This is a genomic window from Bradyrhizobium sp. UFLA06-06 (assembly GCF_054820065.1).
This window is the reverse complement of the sequence record NZ_JADFUD010000088.1, coordinates 1-18,888: the sequence shown is the minus strand read 5'-3', so window position 1 is coordinate 18,888 and position 18,888 is coordinate 1. Positions and strand designations below refer to the sequence as shown.

General features: G+C 66.8%; 16 protein-coding genes. 9 read left to right on the top strand and 7 right to left on the bottom strand.

Going from position 1 to position 18,888, the window contains the following annotated elements; genetic code table 11:
- Positions 1-179: 179 nt before the first annotated feature.
- The 5 genes from IF803_RS39035 (at position 180) to argG (ending at position 4,916) form a co-directional block, all read left to right on the top strand.
- Positions 180-764, top strand: a complete 585-nt coding sequence (locus IF803_RS39035; RefSeq protein ID WP_461195808.1) for an invasion associated locus B family protein — start codon at positions 180-182, stop codon at positions 762-764.
- Positions 765-839: 75 nt separating this feature from the next.
- Positions 840-2,054: a dual-specificity RNA methyltransferase RlmN gene (gene rlmN / locus IF803_RS39030; RefSeq protein WP_035631609.1), complete on the top strand. Its 1,215-nt coding sequence runs from the start codon at positions 840-842 to the stop codon at positions 2,052-2,054.
- A 4-nt stretch (positions 2,055-2,058) separates the two neighbouring features.
- Positions 2,059-2,559 carry a hypothetical protein gene (locus IF803_RS39025; RefSeq protein ID WP_461195801.1) on the top strand — a complete coding sequence of 167 codons (501 nt, stop codon included), beginning with the start codon at positions 2,059-2,061 and terminating at the stop codon, positions 2,557-2,559.
- 157 nt (positions 2,560-2,716) lie between these two features.
- Positions 2,717-3,499 carry a phosphatase PAP2 family protein gene (locus tag IF803_RS39020; RefSeq protein WP_461195800.1) on the top strand — a complete coding sequence of 261 codons (783 nt, stop codon included), beginning with the start codon at positions 2,717-2,719 and terminating at the stop codon, positions 3,497-3,499.
- Positions 3,500-3,578: 79 nt separating this feature from the next.
- Positions 3,579-4,916, top strand: coding sequence for an argininosuccinate synthase (gene argG, locus IF803_RS39015; RefSeq protein ID WP_028337355.1), 1,338 nt, complete (start codon positions 3,579-3,581; stop codon positions 4,914-4,916).
- Between the two features lie 178 nt (positions 4,917-5,094).
- Here the strand turns inward: argG and IF803_RS39010 are convergent, their stop codons facing one another.
- Entirely contained in the window at positions 5,095-5,682 is a 588-nt protein-coding gene (locus IF803_RS39010) for a TetR/AcrR family transcriptional regulator (RefSeq protein WP_461195799.1), read from the bottom strand.
- Between the two features lie 95 nt (positions 5,683-5,777).
- Between IF803_RS39010 and IF803_RS39005 the strand changes: the two genes are divergently transcribed.
- Positions 5,778-6,143: a nuclear transport factor 2 family protein gene (locus IF803_RS39005; RefSeq protein ID WP_304498072.1), complete on the top strand. Its 366-nt coding sequence runs from the start codon at positions 5,778-5,780 to the stop codon at positions 6,141-6,143.
- Between the two features lie 110 nt (positions 6,144-6,253).
- Complete coding sequence (locus IF803_RS39000; protein WP_461195798.1) at positions 6,254-8,011, top strand: alkaline phosphatase; 1,758 nt, start codon at positions 6,254-6,256, stop codon at positions 8,009-8,011.
- Between the two features lie 72 nt (positions 8,012-8,083).
- Here IF803_RS39000 and IF803_RS38995 read toward each other — a convergent pair whose 3' ends face one another.
- The 6 genes from IF803_RS38995 to IF803_RS38970 all read right to left on the bottom strand — a co-directional run bounded on the left by IF803_RS38995 (position 8,084) and on the right by IF803_RS38970 (position 16,988).
- Positions 8,084-10,417 (bottom strand): OmpA family protein, encoded by a 2,334-nt coding sequence (locus tag IF803_RS38995; protein ID WP_461195797.1) that lies wholly within the window; start codon positions 10,415-10,417, stop codon positions 8,084-8,086.
- Positions 10,418-10,647: 230 nt separating this feature from the next.
- Entirely contained in the window at positions 10,648-10,881 is a 234-nt protein-coding gene (locus IF803_RS38990) for a hypothetical protein (RefSeq protein WP_461195807.1), read from the bottom strand.
- 109 nt (positions 10,882-10,990) lie between these two features.
- A complete protein-coding gene (locus IF803_RS38985; RefSeq protein ID WP_283089048.1) occupies positions 10,991-11,377 on the bottom strand; it encodes a VOC family protein in 387 nt (128 codons plus the stop codon).
- Positions 11,378-11,574: 197 nt separating this feature from the next.
- The gene (locus IF803_RS38980; RefSeq protein ID WP_461195796.1) at positions 11,575-12,432 is read right to left on the bottom strand and encodes an FkbM family methyltransferase; all 858 of its coding nucleotides are present in this window, start codon (positions 12,430-12,432) and stop codon (positions 11,575-11,577) included.
- A gap of 30 nt (positions 12,433-12,462) precedes the next feature.
- The gene (locus IF803_RS38975) at positions 12,463-14,499 is read right to left on the bottom strand and encodes an ABC transporter ATP-binding protein/permease (RefSeq protein WP_461195795.1); all 2,037 of its coding nucleotides are present in this window, start codon (positions 14,497-14,499) and stop codon (positions 12,463-12,465) included.
- Between the two features lie 344 nt (positions 14,500-14,843).
- Positions 14,844-16,988: a hybrid sensor histidine kinase/response regulator gene (locus tag IF803_RS38970; protein WP_461195794.1), complete on the bottom strand. Its 2,145-nt coding sequence runs from the start codon at positions 16,986-16,988 to the stop codon at positions 14,844-14,846.
- A gap of 333 nt (positions 16,989-17,321) precedes the next feature.
- On the opposite strand from IF803_RS38970, the gene IF803_RS38965 reads away from it, so the two are divergent.
- Both IF803_RS38965 and feoB read left to right on the top strand, forming a co-directional pair.
- Positions 17,322-17,609: a FeoA family protein gene (locus IF803_RS38965; protein WP_026192088.1), complete on the top strand. Its 288-nt coding sequence runs from the start codon at positions 17,322-17,324 to the stop codon at positions 17,607-17,609.
- On the top strand, positions 17,606-18,888 hold a 1,283-nt coding region (gene feoB / locus IF803_RS38960; RefSeq protein WP_461195793.1), incomplete at its 3' end, for a ferrous iron transporter B. The genes IF803_RS38965 and feoB, both read left to right, overlap by 4 nt.

Sequence of the window (18,888 nt, the reverse complement as noted above, 5' to 3'; positions counted from 1 at the left end):
AAGTGATAACAAGTCGCGACATGCGCACCACCAAGTCACGATAGTGAGCGGCGTTCGTCTTTCGGCCTAACTGCCTTCCCAAAAAAGCGTTTCCCGGTTATCCATCCGAGCCGGCGGAGGGGAATCGCCGGGCCATCTTGCAGTCACAATGATGGGGGAACCAGTTGGCCGTGCGGCAGATTCTGACATCACTGGTTGCCTGTATCCTGTGCGGGTTCATCACCCTCGCGCCGGGGCAGGCTGCGCCCAAGAAGGATACCGCGAAGGAAGCAGCCAAGCCGGCGCCTTCGGCCGCGGCGGCTGCGGCCGGCGGCGCGGAGCCGACGCTGATCGGCCAATTCGGCACCTGGGGCGCGTACACGGCGTCGCCCAACGGCAAGAAGGTGTGCTTTGCGCTCGCCAAGCCGGCCTCGTCGAAGACCAATCCGGCGAACCGGCCGCGCGATCCGGCCTATGCCTTCATCTCCACCCGTCCGGCGGAGAAGGTCGTCAACGAAGTCTCGATCATGATCGGCTACACCGTGAAGCCGGGCTCCGAATCGACGGTTCAGGTCGGCGGCGGGACCTATGCGATGTACACGCAGGGCGACGGCCTCTGGATCAAGAATGCGGCCGAAGAGGAGCGGATGGTGGAATCCATGCGCAAATCGGCCGAACTGACGGTAAAAGCCGTCTCGGCCAAGGGCACCGAGACAACAGACACCTTCTCGCTAAAGGGCCTGGCGCAGGCGCTCGACCGGCTCGGGCAGGACTGCCGGCGCTAGAGAACCGGCTTAAGGCCTGAAATCGAAGTATTTGGTGGCTTTCCAGCACCGGCTGGAAGGCCTATTTGAGGTTTCATGACCGACACCGTGACCACCCATGCCGTTTCCGGCGCCAGCGCGCTGGTCGAGAAGGTTCCGCTCGAGACCTATGTGCCGCCGGCCAGGCCGTCGCTGATCGGGCTGTCGCGCGCCGAGATCGCCGATCGCCTGGGCGAGATCGGGGTGCAGGCCGGCCAGCGCAAGATGCGCACCCAGCAGCTCTGGAACTGGATGTATTTCCGCGGCGCCAAGAGCTTTGCCGAGATGACCAACGTCTCGAAGGACATGCGCGCCGAGCTCGAGAAGCATTTTACCGTCGACCGTCCCGAAGTGGTCGCCGAGCAGATCTCCAATGACGGCACCCGCAAATGGTTGCTGCGGCTGCCGAGCGGCGACAAGGTCGAGCGGCCGCACGAGGTCGAGTGCGTCTACATCCCCGAGACCGATCGCGGCACGCTGTGCGTTTCCTCGCAGGTCGGCTGCACGCTGAACTGCGCGTTCTGCCACACCGGCACGCAGCGGCTGGTGCGCAACCTCACCGCCGGCGAGATCGTCGGCCAGGTGATGGTGGCGCGCGACCGGCTGAATGACTGGGCCGACCGCGAGGACGGCACGCGCCGCGTCACCAACATCGTGATGATGGGGATGGGCGAGCCGCTCTACAATTTCGACGCGGTGCGCGATGCGCTCCTGATCGTCGCCGACAATGAGGGCATCGGCATTTCCCGCCGCCGCATCACGCTGTCGACCTCGGGCGTGGTGCCGAACATCCAGCGCACCGGCGACGAGATCGGCGTGATGCTTGCGATCTCGCTGCATGCGGTGCGCGACGAGCTGCGCAACGAGCTGGTGCCGTTGAACCGCAAATATCCGATCAAGGAGTTGCTGCAGGCTTGCCGCGATTATCCCGGCGCTTCCAACGCGCGGCGCATCACGTTCGAATATGTGATGCTCAAGGGCGTCAACGATTCGCTCGATGACGCAAAACTCCTGGTGAAGCTGCTGAAGGGCATTCCGGCGAAGATCAATTTGATCCCGTTCAATCCGTGGCCGGGCACTGCCTATGAATGCTCGGACTGGGAGCAGATCGAAAAGTTCTCCGAATATATCTTCAACGCCGGCTATTCCTCGCCGGTGCGCACCCCGCGCGGCCGCGACATCCTCGCCGCCTGCGGCCAGCTCAAGTCGGAGACCGAAAAGCTCTCCGCCCGCGAGCGCCAGGCGCTGCGCGCGATGGCGATGACGGACTAATTAGATGGCCTTGATCGGCCGCCTGTTCGTCGTCGCGTTCGGCTTCCTGATGGCCTGCTTCGTGGCAGGGATCATCGTGGTCGTCGCGGTGCTGTATCCCGAGATCAGCGATTTCGGCGGGCAGATCGACCAGAGCGCCGTCAACGTCGTGCTCGGCTTCGGTTTCATCTTCATATCAGGCTTCGCATTGTTGCCGGCGCTGATCGTGGTGCTGATCACCGAGGCGTTCTTCATCCGGAGCGTGCTGGCCTATGCCGTCGGCGGCGCCATCGTCGGCGCGGCCTGCTATCTCGGCCTGGTTCCGTTCGATCCCGATATGATGCAATTCCACGGCATCGTGCGCCGGCACATGGAGATCATGACCGGCGCCGGCATCGTCGCGGGCCTGGTCTACTGGCTGATCGCCGGCCGCACCGCCGGCGCCTGGCGCGAGCCGCCGCGACCGTTGCCGCCGCCCCCGCCCTTGCCGTCGCAATCGCGGCCGCAGGCACCGCCGTCATCCTGAGGAGCCGTGCGCAGCACGGCGTCTCGAAGGATGGGCCGGAGCAAGATCGCATCCTTCGAGGCTCGCAAGAGCTCGCACCTCCAGCGACAAAGGCGAAGCCTTTGCGTGGGGATGACGTCACTTCCCATGCCCCGCAGCCTCGGCTAAACCGCGCGCCATGAACCGGACCGGACTTTTCATCGCGCTGGCACTGGCGCTCATCGTCGGCATCCTGTTCGGGATCTATCCCGAGCTCGACCTGAAGCTCGCGGCCATGTTCTACGATGCCGCGCAAAAAACCTTCCCGCTGAAGCTCGACGCGGTGGCGTCGTTTGCGCGCGATGCGGCGATGTGGATCGCCTGGGCGCTGGTGCTGCCGGCGATCGGGACCATCGTCTGGAAATTCATCCGGCCCGACCGGCCGATGCTGATGTCCGGCCGCGCCGCGGTGTTCCTGCTCACCACGATGCTGCTCTCGGCCGGCGTGCTCACCAATTTCACCTTCAAGAACTATTGGGGCCGGCCGCGGCCGGTGTTCGTGACGCAGTTCGGCGGCGATTTGCAATTCATGCCGTGGTGGGACCCGCGCGGCGGCTGCCCGCGCAACTGCTCGTTCTTCTCCGGCGAGGGCGCCACCGCGTTCTGGACCTATGCACCGGCGGCGCTGACGCCGCCCGCGTGGCGGCCGCTGGCCTTTGCCGGGGCCACCGTGTTCGGCATCGTCACCAGCGGGCTGCGAATGGCCTTCGGCGGCCATTTCTTCACGGACGTGGCGATAGCGGGCCTGGTGTCGTTCTTCACGGTCTGGCTGTTCTACGCGCTGATCTACCGCTGGGCAGCGACCCGGCTGACCGACCCCCAGGTCGATGCCGCGCTGACGCGGCTCGCAATGCCCGGCTACCGGCTGATGCAGCGCTGGCGCCGCGGCGGCCAGGCACAGCCGAGCCAGCCCGAGGCGTGATTAAAGGCGTGCCCAGGCTCCGGAAATTTGATATTCGGCCTGCCTAATCACCACCGATTTCGACCGATTGGACCGTCCCATGAGTACGATTCTGAAAAGCCTGCCCACCGGCGAAAAAGTCGGCATCGCATTCTCGGGCGGCCTCGACACCTCAGCGGCGCTGCTCTGGATGAAGCTGAAGGGCGCCAAGGTCTTCGCCTATACCGCCAATCTCGGCCAGCCCGACGAGGCCGACTACGACGCGATCCCGCGCAAGGCGATGGATTTTGGCGCCGAGAAGGCCCGCCTGGTCGATTGCCGCACCCAGCTGGTCCATGAAGGCATCGCCGCGATCCAGTCCGGCGCGTTCCACATCTCGACCGGCGGCATCACCTATTTCAACACCACGCCGCTCGGCCGCGCGGTGACCGGCACGATGCTGGTCGCGGCGATGCAGGAGGACGGCGTCAACATCTGGGGCGACGGCTCGACCTTCAAGGGCAACGACATCGAGCGCTTCTATCGCTATGGCCTGCTGACCAACCCGAGCCTGCGCATTTACAAACCCTGGCTCGACCAGCAGTTCATCGACGAGCTCGGCGGCCGCGCCGAGATGTCGGCGTTCATGACCGCGCAAGGCTTCGCCTACAAGATGAGCGCGGAGAAGGCCTATTCGACCGACAGCAATCTGCTCGGCGCGACGCATGAGGCCAAGGATCTCGAGAGCCTTGCGAGCGGCATCACCATCGTCAATCCGATCATGGGCGTGCCGTTCTGGCGCGCCGACTGCGACGTCAAGGCCGAGAAGGTCGTGGTGCGGTTCGAGGAAGGCCAGCCGGTCGCACTGAACGGCAAGACGTTTGCCGATCCGGTTGCGCTGTTCCTCGAAGCCAATGCGATCGGCGGCCGCCACGGCCTCGGCATGAGCGACCAGATCGAGAACCGGATCATCGAGGCCAAGAGCCGCGGCATCTACGAGGCGCCGGGCATGGCTCTGCTGCACATCGCCTATGAGCGTCTCGTCACCGGCATTCATAACGAGGATACGATCGAGCAGTACCGCATCAGCGGCATGCGGCTCGGCCGCCTGCTGTATCAGGGGCGCTGGTTCGATTCGCAGGCCTTGATGCTGCGCGAGACCGCGCAGCGCTGGGTGGCGCGCGCCGTCACCGGCGAGGTGACGCTCGAGCTGCGCCGCGGCAACGACTACTCCATCCTCAACACCGAGAGCCCGAACCTGACCTATGCGCCGGAGCGGCTCAGCATGGAGAAGGTCGAGGACGCCGCCTTCACGCCGGCCGACCGCATCGGCCAGCTGACGATGCGCAACCTCGATATCGCCGACACCCGCGCCAAGCTCGGCCTCTACAACAAGACCGGCCTCATCTCGAGCGGCGAAGGCTCGCAGATCTTCCAGCTCGAGAACGACAAGGACTGAGGCGGCGGGCGAACGCGCCACAAACTCAGTGTCGTCCCGGGCAAGCGCAGCGCGACCCGGGACCCATAACCACGACCTTCAATTGTGGCGCAACGCTGGGGCCACAGCGCGCTTCGACAACGTTACCCTGTGGTAATGGGTCCCGGCCTTCGCCGGGACGACGTGGGAGAGAGTTCGCCTACCTCACCCTCAGCGCATCAAGCAGCGAGCGGAACGCGCGAGCGTAATCGGTGCCGGTCTTGCCGATATCCGGCCCCGCGGAGACCGCGACCGCGGCTTCCGTCACCGCGCCGAGCAGCAGCCGTGCTAACGGCTCGATCGGTTGCCTGGCGATCACACCGGCGTCCATCGCAGCAGCCAGCGCGCGTGGAAACTTGCCGCCGAAATGTTTGGCGTCGATCTCGCGCCAGCGTTCCCAGCCGAGCACGGCCGGACCATCGCGCAAGATGATCTGGCCGGTCGGGCCTTTCGAGCACGCCGCGAAATAGCCCTGCGTGCCCGCTGCCATCGCCGCCAGCGGATCGTTCTCGGCGCGCGAGATGCGGTCGAGATCGGCGACGAGGTCGATTGACACCTGCTCGAACACGGCCTCGAACACCGCCTCCTTGGTCGCGAAGTGATGATAGACCGCGCCCTTGGCGACGCGCGCTCCAGCGGCGATGTCGTCCATCGTCGCAGCGGCAAAGCCGCGCTCGCCAAAAATGCGCCGCGCCGCCTTGACGATGGCGGCTCTGGTTTTCTCGCGCCGCTCGGCCTGGGTTGCCATGGCGCATCTCTATCCCAGTTCCAGGCGCAAGCCAATTGACTTACCGACTGCCAGTCGATAAATACCGACTATCAGTCGGTAACTGGAGAGTGCCCATGCCCTCGCTTAGGACGTTGCAAGCCTTCGCTGACACGGTGGAATCCAACGACCATGTCGGCGCGATCAGGAACTTCTATTCAGACGATGCCCGCACCCAGGAGAATGACGGCCAGTGGCGGGTCGGCCGCGAGGCACTGGCAGCGCGCGAGGCGGCGGTGCTGGCCGCGGTCGCCGGCGTCAAGACCACGCGGCTCGGGCCGCTCCTGCTCGACGGCGATCATTCGGCGATCTGCTGGCGCTTCGAATTCACCGGCAAGGACGGCAAGGTTCGCAGCATGGAGGAGGTCGCCTGGCAGACCTGGCGCGGCGAGGAGCTGGTCGAGGAGCGCTTCTTCTACGATCCGCAGCAGATGGCGCGCTGAAATCACGCCGGCCTTGCGGCAATACGCCCCGGCGCGCCTCATTGCGCCGTCATCCGCCGCCACTAGCCTCCGCTCCGATGCGCATGATGCGCATGGGCGGAGCATCGATCATGATCAAGCAAGTTGCCGGTATGGCCGTCACGCTGGCGTTGTCGGCAGCGCCGGCGTTCGCCCAGACGATCTATCCGATCGATCGCGCCGATATCCTCGTCGGCGCCAAATTCGACTTCAAGGTCGAGCTTCCGGGGTTGGTCGATCAAGCAAAGCTCAAGGTCACGCTGAACGGCGCGGACTATGCCGCGGTGTTCGGCCAGGGCGGCACATTCACCGCGCGCGAGGCCGGCCGGGAGCAGTCGGCGCTGTTGCTGCGCGATGTCTCGCTCGCCAAGCCCGGGCAGGTCGCCGTCGAAGTCAGCGACGGCACGCAGAGCCGCAAGGTGACCTGGACCGTCTATGACACCGGGGCACGCAAGGCCAGGAACGTGATCCTGTTCATTGGCGACGGGATGTCGCCTGCGCATCGCACCGCCGCGCGAATCCTTTCCAAGGGAATTGCGGAGGGTAAAAGCCGCGGCAAGCTCGCGATCGACGACATGCCGCATATGGCGTTGGTCGCGACCGCGGGCTCGGACTCGATCATCACCGATTCGGCGAACGCCGCGAGCGCCTACGCCACCGGCCACAAGGCCGCGGTCAATGCGCTCGGCGTCTACGCCGATCGCACGCCCGATCCGCTCGACGATCCGAGGGTCGAGACCATCGCGAGCCTCGCCAAGCGCCGGGCGGACCTCGCCGTCGGCATCGTCACCAACACCGAGGTCGAGGATGCGACGCCGGCTGCGATGGTTGCGCATACCCGCCGCCGCGCCGCCTATGACGCGATCGTCGCGCAATATTTCGACGCGAAGCCCGACGTGCTGATGGGCGGCGGTTCCGCGAACTTCCTGCCGCAATCCACGTCCGGGTCGAAACGCAAGGACGATATCGACTATCTGGCGCGCTTCCGCGACGCCGGCTACCCGGTCGCGACCACCGCAAGCGAGCTCGCCGCGCTCGCGGCCAATCCGGACACCCGCCAACTGCTCGGCCTGTTCGCCGCCGGCAACATGGACGGTGCGCTCGACCGCAAGTTCCTGAGGGGCGGCGGCGTCAGGAAATTCCCCGAGCAGCCGGACCTGACCGAGCAGGTCCAGGCCGCGCTCACGGTGCTGTCGAAACACGAGGCCGGTTTCTTCCTGATGGTCGAGTCCGGCCTGATCGACAAATACGCCCATCTGCTCGACATGGAGCGCGCGGTCTACGACACCATCATGCTCGACAATGCGGTGCGGCTCGCCAAGGACTGGACGAAAGCGCGCAGCGGCGACACGCTGATCCTGGTCGTGGCCGACCACAACCATCCGAACAGCCTGGTCGGTACCATCAATGACGACATGGCGGCGACACCCAACGTGCCGCTGCGCGAGCGCGTCGGCGTCTACGAGAAGGCCGGCTTTCCGAATTATCCGGCGCCGGACGCCGAGGGTTATCCATCACGCGTCGATGTCAGCCGGCGGCTTGCGATCTTCTCCGCCAGCCTGCCGGATCACTACGAGACGTTCCGCCCGAAACTCGACGATCCGAACGAGCCGACGGTGAAGGGCGACCAGCCCGACACGTTCAAGGCCAATGACAAGTACAAGGATGTCCCCGGCGTCGTGCTGCGCTTCGGCAATCTGCCGGCGATGATCGGCGCCAGCGTGCATTCCGGCGAGGACGTCATCCTCACCGCGACCGGCCCGGGCAGCGAGCGCGTCCACGGCTCAATGGACAACACCGAGGTATTCCGCGTGATGGTCGAGGCGCTGGGACTGGGCGCGGGGAAATAGCTCAAACGTGCCGCAGGCATGAAAATGGCCGGGATCGCTCCCGGCCATTTCGTCGCGTGATGTCGCGCCGGCTCAGCGCGGCGGGGCGGCGGAGGCGGTGCCGCCATTGAGCAGCGGAGTGATGCGGCGGACGGTGACGCGCCGGTTGATGCGGCTCGGTCCGTCGGTCTGCTCCTTCAGATATTGCGAGCCGTAACCCTGCGAGGTCAGGTTCTCCGCCGGCACGCCGAACTGCTGCGTCAAGAGCTCGGCAGCGGATTGCGCACGGCGGTCCGACAGCGACAGATTGTCGGTGTCGTTGCCGGTCGCATCCGTATGGCCCTCGATCAGGAACACCTCGCGCGGGTTGCGCTGGATGGCCCGATTGAGACCGTCGGCGATCACCTGCAGCCGCGCAGCCTGGTCCGGCGGGACGGTCCACGATCCGGAGTCGAAATTGATCGTGTTGACGTCGATGCTCGGCATCTGCATGCGGACATTGGGGCTATAGCGGATCTCGTCGAGCGAGTAGCGCCGTTCGATCCGCTGCACCGGCGGTGCCTCCATGGTCTCGTAGATCACGTCGGGCGACGCGTCCTGAGCGTCGACGATGTAGCGATCGTAGGGAATGTTGACCACCGGCGGTGGCGCGTCGACATAGAAGCCGCCGACCGCCCGCGGATCGCGATAGCTGTTGTCGATGATGACGACCTCGCGTCCGCCAGTATCCCTGCGGATCCGGCGCAACATCTGGCCGTCGGAGCCGACCACCGTGATGATCTCGCTGCCGTCGGGACGAACCACGACCGTCCGCGTCTCGCCGCCGATCGTCTCGGTGCGGATATCGCGCGCGCCATAGCGGAAACGATAGACGTCGTCGCCGCGGACATAGGCCTGGCCGCCCGGATCGCGGATGATGACGCGGTCCGGCTCGGTGTAGATGGTGCGGCCGCCCTCGACGACCTCCTGCCGCTGGCTGTGCAGGTCGGCGATGCTGCCGCCGATGATGGCGCCGGCAACCACGCCGGCACCGACCGCGGCGCCGATCGCGAGCGGCTTGATGTTGTCATGGCGCGGCGGCGGCGGCAGCGGTGCTGCGACGGCAGGCGCGGCGCGGAAGGCGGGCGCAACCGTCGGCGGCGCGTATTGCGCGCGGCCGGGCGGCGGCGTTGCGGCGGCCGAGCCGGGGACGACCGACGGTGCCGGCGCGCCCATGGCTGCTCCCTGGGCTGGCGATACGCCGGGCGCGACGCCCGGACGTGCTGCCGGCTGACCGGGAGCCGGGGTCGCGCCGGGCGCACCCATCGCTGCGCCCGGAGCCGGCGGCGTTCCGGGCGGTGTCGCCGGACGTCCCTGCTGACCCGGCGCCGGCGGCGTCGGCGTCGCGCCGGGTGCCGGAGACGTTGTTGCGGCAGGCGGGGTGCCTGGACGCGCGGGCTGTGCGCCGGCTGCCGGAGGTGTCGGCGTCGGTGTCGCACCGGGAGCTGTCGCGGCGGGCGGTGTGCCCGGTCGTGCCCCTGCTGCCGGCGGCGTTGTGGTTGCCGAAGGCGTGGGCGTTGACGTCGCCGCGGGCGGCGTGCCGGGCGGTTGCTTGGCGCCGCCAGGACGTTCACCGCGTTCGCCACCCGGCCGATCACCAGGGCGGCGTTCGGCCGGCGCCGTCGTCGGAGCTCCCGGCGTTGCGGGCGTCGGTGTCGGCGTTGCCGCCGCCGGCGGGGTGCCGGGGCGTGCTGCTGGCGCGGCGTTCGGCGTGGCGCCGGGCGTTGGCGTCGGGTGCGCGGGTCCTGCGCCAGGCGGCGGCGTGCCCGGTCGCTGCGGTGCTGCGGCCGGCGGCGGTGGAGTCGGCGTCGGATGTGCGGGGGCGGCCGCCGGCGGTGGCGGGGTCGGCTTCGCAGGCGCCGCTGCGGGCGGCTCCGGCCGCGCCGGTGCCGGCGATGGCTTCGCGGGTGCGGCCGCGGGCGGAGGCGGTGTGGGACGTGCGGGAGCAGCAGACGGCGGAGGCGTCGTCGGGCGCGCGGCAGGCGGCTCGGGCCGTGCGGGAGCCGGTGGCGGCGCCGGATGCGGCGCGGCTGCCGGAGGCGGTGTCGGCTTTGCCGGTGCAGCTGCGGGCGGCTCGGGCCGGGCAGGTGCTGCAGGCGGGGTCGGCTTCGCGGGTGCTGCGGCCGGCGGCGGAGCCGGATGTGCCGGTGCCGCAGCGGGAGGTGGCGTCTGCGGGTGCGGTGCGGCCGCCGGCGGTGCCGGACGTGCAGGAGCACCCGGTGCGCCCGGCGCCGGCCGCGCTTTCGGCTTTCCGTCGGGTCCGGTTTCTTCCTTCTGCTGCGCCTGTGCGACGACCAGCGGCGAAGTTTGGGCGTGCGACGCTGAGGTGGCGAACTGCATCACCGTCAGCGCAGTCGTGGCAAGCAGCACGAGACGAAGCTTTGTCATTGTCTAGGAGTCCCCGGCGAAAAGTCTGGGCAGGAAAGCAAAGTGAGAGCCGAACAATTCGGCAGGACGATGAACCGCCAGCCGTTAGGCCGGATTGTGGCGAGCCACGAATCATCGGCGAAGTTTATTTCGACATTATAACGGGTTGCATGCGCGATTGTTCACTGCGCGTTCAGAAGAAACGCACCGACACATTTGCAATCGACGAGGAACTTGGGCGCAAGAGCGGCTCACCGGCCGGCGAGTCGATCTGTCGCAGGCTGTGGGCCGGACGGTCCTGGCGGCCCGCGCACCGGTGATTCGTCAGGTGTCTTGCCGGGCAGTTCGTCCGGTCGCGGCGGCTCGCCGGGTTCGCGCACCGGTTCCGGAATCTCCGGTCGCGGACTACCGGGTGGAATTCCCGGCGGCGGCTCGCTCGGGGTGCCCGGCGTCGTCGGTGGAATCTCCGGGGGCTCGATCGGCATCATGTCGAGACCCCGCGGCGGTTGCCGATGCCAGATCGCGTCGCGCGCATTGATCGCTCCATCGAAGTTCGCAGCGACAACGGATCGCGCGCCGCGGCGTTCCGATGTTTCACCCGGGCGTGTGACAGACCGCCTCGATATTGTGGCCGTCGGGATCGAGCACGAATGCGCCGTAATAGTTCGGGTGATAATGCGCGCGAATGCCGGGCGCGCCGTTGTCGCGGCCGCCGGCCGCCATCGCAGCCTTGTAGAAGGCATCGACGGTGGCGCGGTCCTTGGCCGTGATGGCGATATGCACCGGCTTGTTCATCGCGCCTTCGCCGCCGATCCAGAAGTCCGGCTTGCCGTCGGCGCCGAAACCCGCCGCAGGCGCGTGCCCGGTCACTTCGGCGGGCACTTCCATGATCAGGCCGTAGCCGAGCGGCGCCAGCGCCGTCTGGTAGAACGCCTTCGCGCGTTGATAGTCGGAGACAGAAAAGCCGATATGGTCGATCATCGCGAGCCTCCCTTGTTGTATGACGCTACATCCGCGGACTCGTTGCACCTCTCCCGCTTGCTTGCGGGGGAGGTCGGATTGCATCGAAGATGCAATCCGGGTGGGGGCTCTTTCCACAAAATGACTCGTGGACACACCCCCACCCCGGCCCTCCCCCGCAAGCGGGAGAGGGAGCAGATCTCGGCCGTGGCCACGTCTCAGCCCCGTACCAGCAGCGTGTTGCTCCGGGTCCGGCCCTGCTCGACGTAACCGCGCGCGTGCATGTCCGCAATGCAGTCGTCGGTCCATTCGTCCTTCGACAGATGCTCGATCACCACCGCGCCGGGCCACAGCGACTGCGGCGCGTCGCGGAAGAAGCCGATCAGCACGCGGTCCTCGAAACCCTCGACGTCGATCTTGAGCGCGTCGACCTTGCTCGCGCCGGCCTCGTCGAGGATGCGTTGCAGCCGCAGCGACGGCACCTTGAACGCCTTGCCGGTGGGCCTGCCGGTGACGATGTGGCTGGCGCCGAGATTGTCGCCATCGGTCTCGATCATCAGTTCGCCATCGGTCGGGCCAGCGGCCGCCGCAACCAGGCGCACCTGCGGAAAGCCGGAGGCCTGGGTGTTGAATCTGAGCCGCGCATGCGTCACCGGATGCGGCTCGATCGCGATCACCTTGCCGCCGGGCCCGACATCGCGCGCCAGCGCCAGCGCATAGGTGCCGACATTGGCGCCGAGATCGACGAAGGTGCCGTCAGCACCGACATGCGCCCGCAGGAAGGCGAGTTCTTCAAGGTTGTAATCGGGATTGAACAGCGCGCCGCGCTCGGTCGCGCTTTGCTGATGATAGAAGCGGAACGATGCACCCTGATAGGTCACGTCCAGCGGACCCGCGCCGAACAGATTGACCAGCTTCGACAGCCAGGGCCGGAACGCGCCGCGCTTCAATCCTGAGCCATGCGCCAGGCGGATGATGGCGGCCTGCGCCGCATTGGGCGCGAAGGCGCCGAACGGCGCCGGCGATATGTCGTTGCTGGGGATCACGCATGGCCTCGTCAAAAGCGCGGCATGCATAGCCGGTTTTGACGGCAGCGCCAACGCCCGTTACGCCGCCTTGCCCGCTGCCTGCCGTTGCCGCAGGAAGCGGCCGAGCAGCCTTCGCTTGCCCTTGCGCGGGATCAGATCGACGTCGCTGACCAGTTTGGCGCCGCCCTTGCGGCGCTCCAGCACGATCTTGCGGCTATGGAACGCTTCGAGCTCGACGCGATGGGCGACGCTGACGATGGTCGCCTTCGGCAGTTCCGTCGTCACCATCTCCATCATCTTGTCCTGGCTCTTCTCGTCGAGCGCGGACGTCGCCTCGTCGAGCACGACGATGTCGGGCGCGTGCAGCAGCAGCCGGGCAAAGGCGAGCCGCTGTTTCTCGCCGCCGGACAGGGTCTGGTCCCACGGCGCGTCCTCCTCGATCTTGTCCTTGAGATGGTCGAGGCCGACCTTGTGCAGGGCACGGCTGATCTCATCGATGGTCCAGTCTTCCGCCGCGCCGGGATAGGCCACCGCGCGCCGCAGCGTGCCCGAGGGCACGTAGGGCTTTTGCGGCAGCATGAAGAGGCGGCGGTCCGCGTGCAGGCCGACACTGCCGCCGCCCCACGGCCACAGCCCGGCGATGGCGCGCACCAGCGTGCTCTTGCCGGTGCCGGATTCGCCGGCGACCAATAGCCGCTCGCCCGGTTCGATCACCACCTCGGTCTCGTCGACCACGGCGGTGCCGTCGTCCAGCGTGACGGAAAGGTCGTTGAGGCTCAGCATGGCCTCGCCCTCGGTCTCGCCGCGCTCGATGCGGCCGAAGCCGTCGCCGGTCTCGGCGCGTTCAAGCCCGTCAAGCGACATCATCAGCGAGGCGATGCGCCGTGCGCAGGCGTTCCAGTCGGCGAGCCGCGGATAGTTGTCGACCAGCCAGCCGAACGCCGTCTGCACGATGGTGAAGGCCGAGGCCGCCTGCATCACCTGGCCGAGCGACATGCTGCCGTCGAGGAATTTTGGCGCGCACAGCAGCAAGGGGACCACTGGCGCAATGAGATTCGATCCCTGCGACACCAGCGTCGTGCGCATGTGCTGCCCGGCGAGCCGCGCCCATTGCCGCAACACGTTCGAGAGCGTCTTGTCGATGCCGTCGCGCTCCTCGGTTTCGCCGCCGAGCAGCGCGATGCTTTCGCCATTCTCGCGCACGCGGGTCAGGATGTAGCGGAATTCCGCTTCCGCCTGGTTCTTGTCCTCGGAGATCTGCACGAAGCTGCGGCCGATCGCTGTGATCGAGCCCGACGCGATCGCCGCATAGATGATCGCGGCAATGACCAGGAAGCCCGGGATGCTGATCGACGAGCCGCCGAGCGTCACCGTCAGCGCGCCGCCGATGGTCCAGAGCACGACGATGAAGGTGACGGCCGAGAGCAGCGCCGACGTCACGCCGGCGATGAAGTCCACCGGAGAATCAGTCGCGATCCGCAGATCCTCCGCGATCCGGTACTCCGGATTCTTGTGATCTCCGTCGACGAGGTTGAGCTGGTAGTAGCGGCCGTTGGTCAGCCAGCGCGACACGACGGCGTTGGTCAGCCAGGCGCGCCAGCGCCGCTGGATGCCCATGCGGCCGAACACCTGCGCAACGCCCAGCAGCACGCTGCCGATCGCGAGCGGAAAGAAGATGGCGGTCAGGTGGAAGACACTGGCCGAATCGCGCTTCTCGATCGCATCGAAGATCGCGCGATTCCAGACATTGATTCCGTATTGAACGGCGACATTGGCGACGATCAACAGCAGCAGGCCGATCGTGAACAGCCATGCCAGCCGGTCGCCGCTCCGGCCCCAATAGCCGCGCGCGCTGATCCAGAACCGCGTCAGCAAATAGTCCTTGCGCGCCTCTTCGGCCTCTTCGGCCGACAGCTCGGGATCGGGTTCGACGATTTCAGGCGGCGGCGGTTCGACATGGTCGCCGCCTTCGGCAGTCACCTCGACAAATTCCGACTTCTCATCCGCTTCGCTTGCCGCGGGATCCTTGCGCTCTTGATCAGCCGGCTTTGCGCTCGCTTTCCGACGCGATGCGGTTTTGGCCGACGATTGGGATTTTGCCTCAGCTTTGCCCATGGCACGATAACGCCAGGCAAATTACCCGGTTCCGCACTGGGACCGGTGGTCAGCTGCGCCCTCTGTTCAAGAGAGGGCGAAACGAGATGCAAAGCTCGGACAAATTATGTCGCGAGAAAGCTGAGCTATGTCCTCATCCTCATCTGTCATCGCCCGGCTCGACCGGGCGATCCAGTACGCCGCGGCCTCTCGGCTCAAGCGCTGGCGCCTCTGGAATACTGGATCACCCGCATGCGCGGGTGATGACACCGCGCGGTGTGACATCTGGAATTGCGACTCATCCTCACTGTCGTCCTGGCTTTCGCCAGGACGACAGCGTGCTTGAGATGTGCCACGCAATCACCTCACTCCGCCGGCGCCTGATCGCGCCTCAGCCGGCGCGACCGGGTCGCTTTGTGCAGCACGCGCGCGAGCTGTTCGGCCGAATACGGTTTCTGCAGCAGCTCGAAGCCGCCGCTGCCCTGTTGCGACAGCACCTGGCTGTAGCCAGAGGCGAGCACGATCGGCAGATCGAGCCGCTGCCGGCGGATCTCTTCCGCAAGCTCGATGCCGCTCATGCCGGGCATCACGACATCGGTGAACACCAGGTCGAACCGGTCAGCGTCGACGGCCAGCTCCTCCAGCGCGTGGGTGGCGTTGTCCACCAGCACGCAGGTGCAGCCGAGCTGGGTCAGCGTGTCGGCGGCAAACTTTCCGACTTCGGCATTGTCCTCGACGATCAGGACCGATGCGCCGGTCCGATCGACCGAGGGCGCGTCCTCGGTGCGCTGCGCCCGCGCGCCACGCTCGCCGACGACGCGCGGCAGATACAGCGTGAATGTCGCACCCTTGCCGACTTCGCTGGTGACGGTCACCTCGCCGCCGGACTGCTTGGCGAAGCCGAACACCTGGGACAGGCCGAGGCCGGTGCCGTGACCGACCTCCTTGGTGGTGTAAAACGGCTCGAAGATGCGGCCGAACAGCTCCTGCGGAATTCCGACGCCGGTGTCGGTCACCGACACCGCGACATGGCCGGGCGAGTTCGGCGGCGTGCCGGTCGCGGACGGCAGTCTGTCCACGGCGCGGACCGCGATCGTGAGCCGGCCGACGCCGTCCATGGCGTCGCGCGCGTTCACCGCCATGTTGATGATGGCGGTCTCGAACTGGCCGGCATCGGCGTTGACGAGGCAGGTCTCGTCCGGCACCTGCGCTGTGATCTCGATGCGCGCACCGATCAGGGTTGCGATCATCTCGCTCAGGGTACGGACATTCTGGCAGGCGTCGAACACCTCGGGCTTGAGGGTTTGCCGGCGCGCGAATGCAAGCAGCTGGTTGGTCAGCTTGGCGGCACGGTTCACGGTGTTGGAGATCGCATCGATGTAGCGCTGCCGCCGCGGCTCCGGCAGGTCCGGCCGCCGCAACATGTCGACCGACGCGCGGATCACGGTGAGCAGGTTGTTGAAGTCGTGCGCGACGCCGCCGGTGAGCTGCCCGAGTGCCTCGAGCCGCTGGCCGTGCCGCAACGCCTCCTCGGCCTCGATGCGCCGGTTGGCCTCCTCCTGCAGGCGCTGGGTTCGCCGGAAGGCGAGCGCGAGCAGGCCGAACAGCAGGCCGGTGGCCGGGATTCCGAAGATCAGGTGCTGGGCCATGGTCGACATCCAGCGCGACTGGATCGCCGAGGTTTCGAGGCCGGCACTGACATAGACCGGGTATCCCGCCAGCCGCTGATAGCGCATGCGCCGCTCGATGCCGTCGGCCGGGGAACGGATCGTCATCGTCCCGGCCTCGGGATTGGCGACGATCTGCCGCCCGAGCGGTCCGCTCGGCTCGAACCGGACGTCGTGGTTGACGGCAGGGAAGTGCGCCAGCACGGCGCCATCGGTCCGGATCAGCGCCAGGAAGCTGCCGGGCTCGCGGCCGATCCTGGCGTAGAAATTCTCGAAATATTCCGGAAGCACGGAGGCCTGGATCACGCCGGCAAAGCTGCCGTCGTCGCCGTTGCGGCGCCGGCCGACGCTGAAGAACCGCGAGCCCAGATAGGGCGGCCGCGGCGTCAGCACCTCGCCGATATAGGTGCCGATGTCGCCCTGGGCGTGGATCCGGAAGTAATCCCGGTCCGAGAAGTCGACGTCGGGGGCCGGCTGCACCAGGCTGTTGACGAGGGCGCGGCCGTTGGCGTCGAACACCCAGACCGATTTCACCTGGGGAAGCGCCATGGCGACCTGCCGCAGCCGCTCGTGCAGGCTCTTCTCGCGTGCGCCGATATCGGCATCGCCCATGCCGCGGACGACCTCGGTGACCTCGGCCAGGCCACGATCGATGGTCTCGAACACCTTCAGCGCGTGCTCATGGGCGACATCGAGCGTGCGCTGGATCTCCTGGTCGGCGGCCTCGCTGGTCGAGATCCAGGACATAGCGGAGGCAAAACCGAACAGCGCCAGCGGAAGGGCCAGCGCGGCGGCCATCATCCATTGCAGCAGTCTCAGCGAATTGCGTTGTGCGGTCTGCACGGGCGCTCCGGCTCCGCGCGAACCATAACGCAAACCGTTGCGCGGGAGGAAGCGAAACGGCGCCGCCGGGCGCGGCGCGGACGCTCGTTCGCCATTCCGCGATCGGTCAAGGTTACCGGAGACCAACCCGGATCGGTCAATTCGCAGCCGGCTCGCGTCCGGGGCCGCGCGGGGCGGCTGCGGCACCGTGGCATCACGACCTCGTTAGCGCCTCGCCGGCAGTCAAGCGGAAAATCGGCCTGGATGGCGCTTCCGGGCGCTGTTTTTAGGAGTTCTAAAACCTCTCACGGGCAAACGCTTGACCCTGTGACTACCTGCTGAAAAACAGGCCGCATGACAGGCGATCCAAACAGCTCCCGGGATAATTTGCAGGATGTCCGGCTCGGACATGCGGATCGCGGTTTTGTCGGAAAGATCATCAGGCTCGATGCGCTCGTGACGGGCTCATCGCTGTCTCCGCAGGAGCTGGAGCAGCGCCTGGTCGAGATGGGATTTGTCGAGGGCGCCCGCGTGGAAATCCTGCATGAAGGCACGATCCGAAAGGACCCGATCGCGGTGCGCGTCGACAACATCACGATTGCGCTGCGCCGGAGCGAAGCCATGGCTGTGATCGTCGAATGACCACTGCATCCCTGCGCCTGGCGCTGGTCGGCGCGCCGAACACCGGCAAGACGTCGCTGTTCAACAGCCTGACCGGCAGCCGTCAGAAGGTCGCCAACTACCCGGGCGTCACGGTCGAGCGCAAGTCCGGCGGCTTCGTCACGCCGGAGGGCCGCAGCGTGACCGTGCTCGACCTGCCCGGCACCTATTCGTTGCGCGGCCGCAGCCCGGACGAGGAGATCACCCGCGACATCGTGCTGGGCCGCTTCGACGGCGAGGCGGTGCCCGATCTCGTGCTCTGCGTCGCGGACGCCACCAACCTGCGGCTGACCTTGCGGCTGGTGCTCGAGCTGAAGCGCGTCGGCCGGCCGATGATGCTGGTGCTCAACATGATCGATATCGCCAGGCGCCGCGGTGTCACGATCGACATCGATCGGATGTCGCAGGAGCTGGGGCTACCGATCGTGACCTCGGTCGCGGTCCGCAAGGGCGGCATCGACGAGCTCCTGAAGCGGACCGACGAATTCCTGGCAAGGTCGCATGAGGCGGCGGCCAGCGAGTGGACGACGCCGACGATCGCCGACCTCAAGGCGGCGCAGCGCGAAGCGGACCGCATCATCGCCGCGGCGGTGACGCTGCCGACCAAGCCCGACACGCTGACCAACCGGATCGATTCGGTCGTGCTGCATCCGGTCTGGGGTCTCGTGATCCTGGCCGTGATCCTGTTCGTGATGTTCCAGGCGGTGTTCACCTGGGCGCAGCCGGCGATGGAATTTCTGTCGGACAGCTTCGCCGCGCTCGGGCAGCTGATCCACGGCGTGCTGCCGGAAAGCTGGAGCCTGTTGCAGAGCTTCCTGCAGAACGGCGTGATCTCGGGCGTCGGCAGCGTGATCGTGTTCCTGCCGCAGATCATCATCATCTTCCTGTTCATCCTGCTCCTGGAAGATTTCGGCTACATGGCGCGCGCCGCGTTCCTGATGGACCGCATCATGGGCGGCGCCGGGCTGCATGGCCGCGCCTTTATTCCGCTGTTGTCGAGTTTTGCCTGCGCGATTCCCGGCATCATGGCGACGCGGGTGATCGACAATCGCCGCGACCGCCTGACCACGATCCTGATCGCGCCGCTGATGACCTGCTCGGCGCGCATTCCGGTCTACACGCTGATCATCTCGGCCTTCGTTCCGGCGACCACGCTGTGGGGTTTCGTCAATCTGCAGGGGCTCGTGATGTTCGGCCTCTATGCCGCCGGCATCACCAGCGCGCTGACGGTCTCGGCGATCGCGAAATTCTTCCTGTGGCG